The following is a 12,111-nucleotide window of genomic DNA, read 5'->3' as shown; positions in this document are numbered from 1 at the left end:
CCACAATATTGACGGAATTGACGAAGAATTGGGCTGAAAATAGCTCGATTGAGAGCTTTTCTGTTCGCTGATAAGTTAAGGGCCAAGCAGTGGCTCAGCCCTTGAGGTTTATTTTTTTGCAACGTAAATATTGAATTTGTTAGTACTGGCGGCAATCTCACAACAGCCCAGGCTGTCTTCAATCAGCGGCGGGTAACGCAGGAAGCTGTTGGCAACAATGATAAGCTGGCCATCCGTATTGAGGTAATTCGGAGCCTGAGCGATAAAGTCCTCAGTTGCCGCATAGAAAGTTTTCAGGCCGGCATGGAATGGCGGGTTACTGATCAGGAAGTCATAAGTCCCTTCCAGAGCTTTGTAGACGTCTGTTGCCGTAAAGCTTGCTTCAAGGTTATTTACTTTGAAGGTTTCGCGGGCAGATTCAATCGCCAGGGCGCTGATATCACACAGCTCAAGCTCAATGGCCGGGTTATTTGTTTTCATTACCGCACCGATAACACCTGCACCGCAACCGAAATCAAGCACACGACCATGCAGAGACGGCAGGCTTTCCAGCAGCAGTTCCGAACCCTTATCGAATTCACCATGGCTGAACACACCTGGTAGCGAACGGATAGTCAGCTCAGTGCCGGCAACCGTAATCGGGTAGCTCTTGAACCAGCTGGTGATATCGAAGGTTGGTGCCTGCTGTTCACAACGACCCCAGTAAAAGCTGCATCGGCGTGCTGAGTCATATTTGGTGATTTTGCCGTAGGCCTGGAACATCTTTTCGGCACTACGAACACCACTGCGATTTTCACCGACGATACAAATTTCTGTTTCCGGGCCGAATTTGGCCAGCGTCATAGCCAGCAAGTATTCGGCTTCTGCTTTTGCCTTCGGCCAGTAAAGCAGGATCATATCAATGTCGATATCAGCGGTCAGCTCTGCCCCGAAATGAGACTGGATCTGGCTGTGGCGGCTCATGTTGCAGTGGTAGCCATAGTTGGTCGTAAAGACTGCCACAGACTGGGCAACCTGAGTCAGCTCAAGTGGGTAAGAATCAGATAGTTCACCGATGACGAGTACTTTACGGTTTTCAAAAAACTCAAGCTGGCGGGCAACAACCTGGCTTGCTGCTGTGTAGGACATAAGGGCCTCAGATTTGCTTTACATGGAGTAAGGGCGCGAATTGTTCCATAAATTAGCGGGTATGAAAAGGTGAACAAAGCCGCACCGGGCGGCTTTGTTTCTTGCAGCTGGTTAACTCTGATCCTGGTTATCCAGAAAGTCTTTGAATTCGACTTCGTAGAGCTTGAACAGTACCAGAGTGACGGCAAAAATGATCGGGCCGTAGATCAGACCAATCAGGCCAAACAGATGCAGGCCGCCGAGAATTGAGAAGAAGATCAGCAGGGTATTCATACCTGAATTGCCCTGCATCAGCAGCGGGCGCAGCAGGTTGTCGATAGAACCCACGACAATCACGCCCCAGCCAGCCAGGAACAACGCCCATTCCCACTGATGGCTCAACAGCAGATAAATTGCTGCTGGCAACCAGATCAGAGCGGTTCCGACAACCGGAATGAAGGAGGCAAAAGCCATCATTGATCCCCAGAACAGGCCTGGGAAACCGGCCAGCCACATTGCAAAACCGCCGGCGACGCCCTGTGCCAGTGCTGTCAGGAATGAGCCGAGTACCGCAGATTTGGCTACTTGTTCGACTTCCGTCAGCAGAGCATCTTCCTGGCTACGGGAAAGCGGAACGACATGACGCAGTGCTTTAACCATTTTCTTGTGGTCCCGAAGGAGGAAGAAAAGGACAAACAGCATTAGCAGGAAACTGATCACAAAGTTGGTGGCATCACCGAGGATTTTTGCGCTGACATTGAGCAGCTGGGTGCCGAATTTGGAGGCCGCAGACGCTATTTTCTGAATAATCGCATGAGCATCAAGGGGCTCGAACGGGGAATACTTGTCTATCAATGCCAGCGCCTTAACGGCGTAAGGATGTGAAAGTACTTCTTTAGCACCACCGGAGCTCAGCCATTCATAGCTGTCTCGTGAGAACATGGTCCCCTGATGGACAATAGAGCTGAATACAATCAGCAGCGGGATCACAATGATAAAGGTCAGCAGGAGACAGGAAAGCAATGCTGATAGGTTAGGCTTGTTCGTCAGTTTACGCTCTACTTTGGAGTGTAGCGGGTAGTAAAGCAGAGAAATAATAAACGCCATGACGATTGGGCCGAGGTACGGCTCAATCAGGCGGTAGCTGGCATAGGCGGCCAGCGCCAGGGCCGCAATCAGCATCCAGTGGCGAGGTTCGGCTTGAAAACGTTTAGGCACCGTTTGTTATCCTTGCTGTTTGTTAATTCTAACGGGGGTTATAATTGCATCCGGTTGGCTAAGTAGCAATCTTTTATAAATCAATTGTTTTGAATGAGGTTCACATCAAATGGGATGCTGTGACTGCGGTTGTGAAACCAAGAAAAAACGGCGGGTGCCGCTGGCTGTGTGGATTCTGCTGGCGCTGGGGGCTCTGGCTGTTTTTTTCTGGCAGTAACAACTGGAAAAAACAGATAATAAAAACGCCACTATCTGAGTGGCGTTTTTGGTGTTAACTATTTGGCTTTAATAGCAGCAAAGCCGTTTATAGCGTGGCTTCCTGAGCCAGTGCTGCGAAGGCAAATTCAGCTGCTTCCAGCGTTGCTTCAATCTCTTTGTCACCGTGCGCCAAAGAAGTAAAGCAGGCTTCGAAAGCAGAAGGAGCAAGGTAAACGCCTTTTTCCAGCATCAGGTTAAAGAAGCGCTTGAAGCGTTCAACATCGCATTTCGCTACATCGTCGTAGCAGTTCACACTGTCCTGATCGGTAAAGAAGAAACCGAACATCGCACCAACCTGATTGGTCTTCAGTGGAATACCGTATTTATCAGCCAAGCGCTGGAAGCCGTCTGCCAGAGCTTTAGTGGTATTGGCCAGGCGTTTCTCGTTGCCTTCTTCGGTCAGTACTGTCAGGCAGGCATGGCCGGCAGCCATTGCTACAGGGTTACCTGAAAGTGTTCCCGCCTGGTATACAGGACCGGTTGGAGCTACGTACTCCATTACGTCACGACGGCCACCGAATGCACCGACTGGCATACCGCCGCCAATTACTTTACCTAGCGTGGTCAGGTCAGGTTTGATGTTGTAGTAACCCTGAGCGCCACCTTCAGATACGCGGAAGCCAGTCATTACTTCATCCAGGATCAGCAGGGCACCAAACTCGTCACAGATTTCGCGCAGGCCTTCCAGGAAGCCCGGTACCGGCGGGATACAGTTCATGTTACCGGCTACCGGCTCAACAATGATACAGGCGATCTCTTCCGGGTGGTTGGTAAAGGTTTCGCGAACTGAATCCAGGTTGTTGTAGGTGCATGTCAGGGTGTGCTTGGCAAAATCTTCAGGCACGCCCGGCGAGCTTGGCTGACCCAGAGTCAGGGCTCCGGAACCTGCTTTAACCAGCAGGCAGTCTGCGTGACCGTGGTAACAGCCTTCGAACTTGATGATTTTGTCGCGGTTAGTGAAACCACGAGCCAGACGGATCGCACTCATGGTTGCTTCTGTACCAGAGCTTACCATGCGAACCATTTCCATTGACGGAACCAGTTTAGAAACCAGTTCAGCCATAGTCACTTCCATCTCGGTTGGTGCACCGAAGCTCAGGCCGCGTTGAGCCGCTTCGATCACTGCATCACGAATAGCGACATGGTTGTGACCCAGAATCATCGGACCCCAAGAGCCAACATAATCGATATATGCTTTACCATCAGCATCAAAGATGTAAGCGCCGTCAGCTCGCTCAATAAACAGCGGGCTGCCGCCAACTCCGGCAAATGCGCGAACCGGTGAGTTAACACCGCCAGGGATCTTTTCTTGTGCTTTAGCAAATAAATCGGCTGATTTGCTCATTGTATTGTCCTGTTTTCAAATAAAGTCTGATTTGAATTGCCCGCATTGTACCTAAATTACCGGGAATTTGGCGAGCGAATTGACCAAGTATGCTTTTGGTGGCTTATTGTGATGTTGAGCATGGATGGAAAGCTAGTTTGCAACATTGGCTATGTAAAAATATCCATGTCTCGGATAACCTACGGTCAGACGAGCTTCGTCCTTCTCCGCGCTTCCTCCGGCGCATCCCAACATATTACGGCGTAATAATGACAGATAACATTCAAGGCACTCCTGCGCCTGAACGTCTGCAACCTAGTGGATTAGTTCGGCGTTTTCTTTCTCGTGACAAAACACCGGTCTCGGTGTTGTTTCTCTCTGCGTTGGTAGGCCTTCTGGCCGGTCTTATCTCTACATTATTTGAAATTGCAGTTCATTGGGTTTCTGAACAGCGAACCGAGTGGCTGCGTGATGTGATCAGCAGTGTTTTGCCTTTGTGGCTGGCAGCTTTTCTGATTAGTGCTTTGCTGGCTTTCATCGGTTATTACCTAGTTCACCGTTTTGCTCCTGATGCTGCAGGCTCAGGGATCCCGGAAATTGAAGGTGCGATGGATGACATCCGTCCGGTTCGCTGGTGGCGGGTGCTACCGGTGAAGTTTATCGGTGGTCTCGGTGCACTGGGTTCCGGGATGGTACTTGGTCGGGAGGGCCCTTCGGTTCAGATGGGCGGTAATATCGGCCGAATGGTATCGGATATGTTCCGTCTTAAAGATAAAGAAGCAAGGCATGCCCTTTTAGCGTCCGGTGCGGCCGGCGGCCTGGCTGCTGCGTTTAATGCGCCTCTTGCCGGTATCATGTTTGTCGTCGAGGAGATGCGCCCGCAGTTTCGTTACAGCCTTATCTCCATCAAATGTGTACTGATTTCTGCCATTCTGGCCGATATCGTGTTCCGCAGTATTCAAGGTCAGCATGCAGTGATCTCCATGCCGCAGTATGATGCGCCGGTATTGAAGTCCTTGTGGCTGTTCTTGCTGCTGGGGATGTTTTTCGGTGTCTTTGGGGTGATCTTTAATCGCCTGGTGACGATGGCACAGGATCTGTTTGGCCGGATCCACCGTAACGAACGTCGTCGCTATGTGCTAACCGGTACCTTGCTGGGCGGCTGTTTTGGTTTGTTGCTGTTGTATCTTCCAGAATTGACAGGTGGCGGTATTGCCCTGATCCCGAGTGCGACCCACGGTGATTACAGCATCAATATGTTGTTTATCTTATTCCTTGCCCGAGTGGCGACAACCCTGCTTTGTTTTGGCTCCGGTGCGCCGGGCGGTATTTTTGCGCCTATGCTGGCGCTGGGTACCTTGTTCGGTACCTTCTTCGGCTCCGTTGCGCAGCTGTTTTTCCCTGATTTAGGGATTGAGCCGGGTATGTTTGCGATTGCCGGTATGGGGGCGTTGTTTGCTGCAACTGTAAGGGCTCCGATCACTGGCATCTTGCTGGTTATTGAAATGACTAACAATTATCACCTGATCTTGCCGTTGATCATCACCACACTGGGTGCAACCATGCTGGCTCAGGTACTGGGCGGGCAGCCAATTTACTCTCAGCTCTTGCGTCGTACGATGGAAAAGGAAAAAATAGCGCAAAGAAAACAGTCTGAATTGGCTAATACTTGAACAAGTTAGTCGGGTATTAGATAATCAGCCCAATTAACGGAAGTTGTGAGAGGTTTTTAATGAGCGATGCCAACGTACCGCTGAATTTTTCTGATGTGGCAGCGAATAAAGTAAAAGCGCTAATCGCCGAGGAAGAAAACCCGAATCTGAAGCTGCGCGTTTATATCACCGGCGGTGGTTGCAGTGGTTTCCAGTATGGTTTTACTTTTGATGAAAAAGTGAATGAGGGTGATACAACCATCGAAAAGAGTGGTGTAACCCTGGTTGTTGACCCTATGAGCCTGCAGTACCTGATTGGCGGTACCGTTGATTATACTGAAGGTCTGGAAGGTTCACGTTTCTTCGTAAACAACCCTAACGCTACAACAACTTGTGGTTGCGGTGCATCATTCAGCGTATAACAAGCACTGAATGCGTTTTTCTTAAAACGTAACAACAGATAAAAGAAAGCCGTCACATCGTGACGGCTTTTTTGTGTCCAGTCGTTTTTGGTGATTGCCTGATAAGTTAGCTGCGGTTGATCAGCAGCGGGCTGTTATCGGCAATCAGTTGGCTGAACTGCGACAACTGCTTCAGGCGTTCAACGGCGTATTTCTTAAACTTCGTTTTTTCGGTACCCTTGAGTGATTTTGCTTGTGGCAGCTTCACTGTACGTGGGTTCTTGTGTACGCCGTTAACCAGGAACTCATAATGCAGGTGCGGACCGGTAACGCGACCTGTGCCGCCCAGCGTACCTACCGTCTGGCCCTGCTTCACTCTTTCACCGGTTTTGACCAGGCGTTTGGTCATATGCAGGTACTTGGTGATATAGGTTGAGCTGTGACGGATAAAGACATAGTTACCGTTAAACTTGTTGTAGCTTGACTTCATGACAATACCGTCACCGGCCGCCCAGATTGGTGTGCCTACCGGGGCAACATAGTCGGTACCACGGTGTGGCCTGACGCGACCAGTAACTGGGTGCAAGCGACGCGGGTTGAAGTTTGAACTTACATAGCGGAAGTTGATCGGTGAGCGCAGGAAGGCTTTACGCATTGCACGTCCTTCCTGATCATAATACTTACCGTCTTCGCTGCGAACGGCAGTAAAGGTTTCTCCCATATTGGTGAAGGTAGCGGCGATGATATTGCCACGGCCAATAGGCTCACCTTCAACAAAGTTTTCTTCAAACAGAACAGAGAAAGTATCGCCAGCACGGATATCCAGTGCAAAGTCGATATCCCAGCCGAAGATCCCGGCAATTTCCATGATTTGGTTGGCAGTCAGGCCAGCTTTGTCACCGGCATTCCAGAAGCTGGAGGTGATCACTGCTTGGGCAAAGTTAAGCTGGGTATCAACATTTTTGGTTTCTTTGCGGGAATGGTAGTTGTCACCTGTGCGGGTAACGACCAGGGTGTCTGTGGCGTTTTGTGGCTGGATCAGCTGGATAAGTTCATTATTCGGGTCAAAGCCGAATTTTAGAACATCGCCGGGGCGAAGGCTGGTCAGGGTTTTGGTGCCTTCATCGGCATTAACTAGGCGATAAAGCGTGCCGGGTGACAGACCGACCTTATCGAATACCACTGCGAGGCTTTCTCCCGACTTGATCGTGTGCTCTTTCCAGCGCAGTTGTGCGTATTGAAGCTTTTCGTCTTTTTCCAGCGGCCGGAACTGGTGTTCATCGAGGTTCATGTCGAGCGGATAGGCTTTGCCTATTTCGAATTTTCGCTCAGGATGAGCTTGCTTGTCGCCAGATCCCGGAATAAGGAGCAGAAGCACCACAAAGGCACTGATTAGCGAGATGAGTATTTGGTGCACTCGTGGCAACCGAACAAGTTTCGATACTAGCATTAACTGGATTTTTTTCACAAAAGGGAAAAATAAGACAGTGCCTAGTCTAACTGGTTTCAAAAAACATCGCTATTCAAGTAAGATGTTCGATTATTACTTTTTTGCCTATTCTGTGGGAGAGAACAAGAATGGCCAGCATTGAACAAGCTTTAGCTGAAATTAAGCGTGGCGTCGATGAGCTGATTCCTGAAGATGAGCTGATTGCCAAGCTGAAAGAAAATCGTCCACTGCGTATTAAACTGGGTGCAGATCCAACAGCTCCAGATATCCACCTGGGTCACACTGTGATTCTGAACAAACTGCGCACTTTCCAAGAACTGGGCCACGAAGTCACTTTCCTTATCGGTGATTTTACTGCCATGGTCGGTGACCCGACTGGTAAAAACACCACTCGTCCGCCGCTGACTCGTGAACAGGTTGTGGAAAACGCCAAGTCTTACACCGATCAGGTGTTCAAGATCCTGGATCCTGAGAAGACTAAGATTGTATTTAACTCCAGTTGGCTGTCAGAGCTGGGCGCGGAAGGAATGATTCGCCTGGCTGCGAACCAGACTGTTGCTCGTATGCTGGAACGTGACGACTTCAAGAAGCGTTACAACGAAGGTCGTCCAATCGCGATCCATGAATTTATGTACCCGCTGCTTCAGGGCTATGACTCTGTGGCAATGGAAACTGATGTTGAGCTGGGTGGTACAGATCAGAAGTTCAACCTGCTGATGGGGCGTGAGCTGCAAAAAGCGAACGGTCAGAAGCCTCAGGTTGTACTGACTCTGCCGCTGCTGGTTGGTTTGGACGGCGTTAAGAAGATGTCCAAGTCTGCAAATAACTACATCGGTATTGCAGATACGCCAAGCGAAATGTTCGGTAAGATCATGTCAATCTCTGATGATCTGATGTGGAACTACTACGAACTGCTGTCTTTCCGTCCACTGGAAGAAATTGAGCAATTCAAGCAAGACATTGCTGGTGGTAAGAACCCACGTGACGTGAAGATCCTTCTGGCGAAAGAAATTATTGCTCGTTTCCACACTGAAGCAGATGCTGACGCGGCTGAACAAGAGTTCATCAACCGCTTTCAGAAAGGTGCAATGCCGGATGAAATGCCTGAGTTCGAATTCGAAGCGGGTATTGCGATTGCTAACCTGTTGAAAGAAGCCGGTCTGGTTAACTCGACTTCTGACGCTATGCGTATGATCCGCCAGGGTGCAGCGAAGCTGGACGGCGAAAAGATCGAAGATACCAAGCTGGTTCCTGCTGCTGGTACTGCAGTTTACCAGGTAGGTAAGCGTAAGTTTGCTCGTGTTACTGTTAAGTAATTGCTTAGAAGTAATCGAGAGAATTGAAAAAGGCGCCGTAGGGCGCCTTTTTTGTGCTCATTATTTTTCAATACGGGTCAAACTGACCTTATCCGATTTTACTCATTGTCTCGGAGCAAAGGCCGGTAACGACAGGTGCCAGCGAATTGCCGTCAGGCGGATCGTTAAGGTGGTGATAATACCAGCCATGGTTGCCACGGTTGAATCAACATGGATAGCCAGAGCTGAGGTATGAACAATACCGCCGAGAATACAGGCAGTGGCGTAAACTTCAGTTCGCAGTACCATCGGGATTTCTCGGGCCAGAACATCACGGATCAAACCGCCGCCGCAACCTGTCATCACGCCCATGATCACCGCTACCATTGGCGAGGCCTCAAAGCGCAGTGCTTTTTCCACCCCGATAGCAACAAAGACGGCGAGGCCGATAGCATCAGCAACTGGCAGGAAATACCAGGGAATTTGCCTTGGGCGACGGATAATCATCATTGAGATTAAACAGGTAACAAAAATAACCCAGAGGTAGTTGGTATCAGTGATCCAGAATACCGGTGTGGCTCCAAGAGCCATGTCACGGATGGTTCCGCCCCCGATAGCTGTCACGCTGGCCAGTACAACAACACCGAACGGGTCCATGCGAAGGCGGCCCGCCAAAATAACACCAGATGCGGCAAACACAGCGGTGCCAAACATATCGAGAAAGTATATAAGCATGTTTGTACCTGTAAGCTCAGAGAAAACGAATAGCTGAGATTGTACGACGAATCGCCACAGGTACAACTTGATACGGTTGCTTTGTGAGCACTTTCACAATGATTGTTGACACCCTGTTAAAGAGTATTTTTTCTAACTATATCAAAGTAGTTACATACTTCTTCCAAGGCATTTACGGTGCGAGGGGTCGGGCGGTTGAGCCAGTCAGCCTGAAGATTAAATATGTGTCGGTTATCGACAGCGGGAAGTTTACCCTGCCATTGCTGCCAGATCCCGGTTTGGGTACCGGCGTGCTGAGTGCTGAAAATCACTTCCGGCTGGCGGACGACAACCTGTTCTTCGGAAATTTGCGGGTAAGCTGCCGGGCTGTCGGCAAAAATATTTTTACCACCGCAAAGCGAAAATACCTGGCTTGGCCAGCTGTTGTCGTTGACTGTGATAATCGGAGAGCTGCTGAGCTGGTAAAAATAACTGATCGGACGGAGATTTTTATGTCTGCTTTTTAGCTCGGTCAGTTTAGCGCGAAGCTCACTGGCATTATGGTTGGCAATGTTTGGCTGTTCTGAATACTGACCCAGAGCCTCAATGGTATCGGCGATATCAGCCAGCTCGACCGGACTGGAGTAGAAAATATTGAAGCCGAGCTGTTCCAGCTTGGTCATTTCGCGGGTTGGGTTGCCTCCTTTCCAGGCCAAGATCAAATCCGGCCTGAGGGCAACAATACGCTCAAGCTTGATACCGCGAAAATTGGCGACCCGCTCAAGGGATTTGGCCGCTTTCGGGTAGTCACTGTAGTCACTGGCTGCAATCAGCTTGTCACCCAGCCCGGCGGCATAAGCCAGCTCAGTAGTATGGGGCGAAAGGCTAATCACCCGCTGAACCTGATTTGCGGCAAAAGACAGAGATGAAACCAGAAGAAGACATAGCGGGATCAGTTGATAAAGCCGGTGCATTTAAAAGGCTCCCTGGAAGATTACAATCAATACGCTTTGAATAGCCAGCCAGCCAACCAGTCGGGTAGTGGCAATCTTTTCTATTTGCGCTAAGTGCAGGGCTGCTGGGGCGATTTTACCACCGAGGCGAGGGCGTTCCATTTTATGTTTTTCATAGATAGCCGGCCCACCGAGAGAGAGTGACAACTTGTGGCCTGTTGCTGCCAGCAACCAGCCGGGACCAGGCAGCAGCCAGTTTTCACCCTGGCGGGTAATTCCCTGTAAAGCGGTCTTGCTGTTATGGCCGATACAGATTAGTAAAGCAAAAATGCGGAGCGGAATTATGTCTAGCACGGCAAGGATACGCACCGCAGCCTGACCGAAAACATGGTAACGTTCACGGCTCGGTGACCAGGCTCGGGCCATGCCAATTGCCAGGCGGTACATCAGAGCGCCGATCCCGCCGGTGAGGGCATACCAGAACAGGACACCTGCCACCAGGCGCCCGTAAGCGAGCAGCTGAGTTTCTGCGGCGGCTTTACCGAGCCCGAGTAGCGATAGGTTACTGGTATCACGGTTCAGCTGACCTTCCAGTAACTGGCGGCAATAAGCTTTGTCTTCCCGGCTGAAGGCGCGGATAAAACGCTTGCTGAATTTGGCCGTGTTGCGCCAGTCCAGTGCCAGCCATAACAATACCAGTTGGAAAGCACTGTCTATCCATACCAGCTGAGACAGGGCGAGCAGCAGCACCAGGACGGTCAGCCACATCATCGACCAGGCCAGCCAGCCGGAGAGCTGTCGTTGCCGGTAAAGATCGTCGGGTTTGTTCACCTTGTCGGCGATAAGAACAGCCAGTTGCTGCCAGAGTTGCAGCGGGTGGAGCTGGGCTGGAATAGGGAGCAGCCATTGCATGGCGATAGCTCCCCACAAGACCAGCAGGGAGCTGTTTTCGTTGAGAAACGCGAGGGTCTCGGTCATTACTGGTTCAGCAGCTCAACCATTTTCTCAACCATCACTGAAGAGCTTTTCGCTGCCAGTGGCAGGAATTCTTCAAAGCTCATTGGTGACTCTTTGTCAGCTACGTCAGAGATAGCGCGAACAACAACGAACGGAATATCGAACTGGTGACATGCCTGAGCAATAGCGGCTGCTTCCATTTCTACAGCAACCACTGACGGGAAGTTTTCACGGATGAAGTTTTGTTTTGCTTCAGTACAAACAAAAGCATCGCCGGTGCAGATCAGGCCGCGAACTGCGTGCATGTTTTCCATGCTTTCCAGTGCTTTTTCAGCTGTGTCCATTAGCTTGGCATCAGAGATGAAAGAAGCTGGCTGCTGAGCCATCTGGCCGATTTCGTAGCCAAATGCCGTTACATCTGCATCGTGGTAACGAACTTCGGTTGAAATTACGACATCACCAACGCTCAGGCTTGAATCAAAGCCGCCTGCCGAGCCTGTGTTCAGAACCAGATCCGGCTGGAATACTTCAAGCAGTACCGCTGTACCTACCGCAGCTGCTACTTTACCGATACCGGATTGCAGCAGAATAACATCAGCACCATTTAGCTTACCGGTATAGAAGGTACAACCTGCTTTGTGGTGAGTTTCGCTGTTAGTCAGTTGCTCTTTCAGGATGGCAACTTCCTGCTCCATCGCGCCAATAATGCCGATTTTCATCAATACTGTTCTCTTGTCTGTGGATCCGGACTCCCGCTTGGGAGTTAATGTGCGAGGAATTGT

General features: G+C 50.3%; 11 protein-coding genes. 3 read left to right on the top strand and 8 right to left on the bottom strand.

Annotation, left to right across the window (positions count from 1 at the left end):
- Positions 1-108: 108 nt before the first annotated feature.
- The 3 genes from rsmC to hemL form a co-directional block, all read right to left on the bottom strand.
- Positions 109-1,128 (bottom strand): 16S rRNA (guanine(1207)-N(2))-methyltransferase RsmC, encoded by a 1,020-nt coding sequence (rsmC, locus tag C942_RS22295; RefSeq protein WP_007470660.1) that lies wholly within the window; start codon positions 1,126-1,128, stop codon positions 109-111.
- Between the two features lie 111 nt (positions 1,129-1,239).
- Positions 1,240-2,325 carry an AI-2E family transporter gene (locus C942_RS22290; protein ID WP_007470658.1) on the bottom strand — a complete coding sequence of 362 codons (1,086 nt, stop codon included), beginning with the start codon at positions 2,323-2,325 and terminating at the stop codon, positions 1,240-1,242.
- 304 nt (positions 2,326-2,629) lie between these two features.
- Entirely contained in the window at positions 2,630-3,928 is a 1,299-nt protein-coding gene (hemL, locus tag C942_RS22285) for a glutamate-1-semialdehyde 2,1-aminomutase (RefSeq protein WP_007470652.1), read from the bottom strand.
- Between the two features lie 248 nt (positions 3,929-4,176).
- Here hemL and clcA point away from each other — a divergent pair, with 248 nt between their 5' ends.
- Together clcA and erpA are read left to right on the top strand one after the other, a co-directional pair.
- Complete coding sequence (gene clcA / locus C942_RS22280; protein WP_007470650.1) at positions 4,177-5,580, top strand: H(+)/Cl(-) exchange transporter ClcA; 1,404 nt, start codon at positions 4,177-4,179, stop codon at positions 5,578-5,580.
- 59 nt (positions 5,581-5,639) lie between these two features.
- Positions 5,640-5,981 carry an iron-sulfur cluster insertion protein ErpA gene (erpA, locus tag C942_RS22275; RefSeq protein ID WP_007470649.1) on the top strand — a complete coding sequence of 114 codons (342 nt, stop codon included), beginning with the start codon at positions 5,640-5,642 and terminating at the stop codon, positions 5,979-5,981.
- Positions 5,982-6,087: 106 nt separating this feature from the next.
- Here the strand turns inward: erpA and C942_RS22270 are convergent, their stop codons facing one another.
- A complete protein-coding gene (locus C942_RS22270; RefSeq protein WP_036801534.1) occupies positions 6,088-7,410 on the bottom strand; it encodes a peptidoglycan DD-metalloendopeptidase family protein in 1,323 nt (440 codons plus the stop codon).
- Between the two features lie 128 nt (positions 7,411-7,538).
- Between C942_RS22270 and tyrS the strand changes: the two genes are divergently transcribed.
- Positions 7,539-8,726 carry a tyrosine--tRNA ligase gene (gene tyrS / locus C942_RS22265; protein WP_007470647.1) on the top strand — a complete coding sequence of 396 codons (1,188 nt, stop codon included), beginning with the start codon at positions 7,539-7,541 and terminating at the stop codon, positions 8,724-8,726.
- A gap of 102 nt (positions 8,727-8,828) precedes the next feature.
- On the opposite strand, the gene C942_RS22260 is transcribed toward tyrS, so the two are convergent.
- The 4 genes from C942_RS22260 to mtnN form a co-directional block, all read right to left on the bottom strand.
- Complete coding sequence (locus C942_RS22260; RefSeq protein WP_007470646.1) at positions 8,829-9,440, bottom strand: TRIC cation channel family protein; 612 nt, start codon at positions 9,438-9,440, stop codon at positions 8,829-8,831.
- Positions 9,441-9,556: 116 nt separating this feature from the next.
- A complete protein-coding gene (btuF, locus tag C942_RS22255) occupies positions 9,557-10,393 on the bottom strand; it encodes a vitamin B12 ABC transporter substrate-binding protein BtuF (RefSeq protein WP_007470645.1) in 837 nt (278 codons plus the stop codon).
- Positions 10,394-11,350 carry a cobalamin biosynthesis family protein gene (locus C942_RS22250; protein ID WP_036801523.1) on the bottom strand — a complete coding sequence of 319 codons (957 nt, stop codon included), beginning with the start codon at positions 11,348-11,350 and terminating at the stop codon, positions 10,394-10,396.
- Positions 11,350-12,048, bottom strand: a complete 699-nt coding sequence (mtnN, locus tag C942_RS22245; RefSeq protein ID WP_007470630.1) for a 5'-methylthioadenosine/S-adenosylhomocysteine nucleosidase — start codon at positions 12,046-12,048, stop codon at positions 11,350-11,352. Before mtnN ends, C942_RS22250 begins: the two co-directional genes overlap by 1 nt.
- Between the last annotated feature and the right edge of the window lie 63 nt (positions 12,049-12,111).

This window comes from Photobacterium marinum, assembly GCF_000331515.1.
Taxonomy (GTDB): domain Bacteria; phylum Pseudomonadota; class Gammaproteobacteria; order Enterobacterales; family Vibrionaceae; genus Photobacterium; species Photobacterium marinum.
Note: the sequence above shows the minus strand (reverse complement) of the source record. Positions and strands in the feature narration are given on the sequence as shown.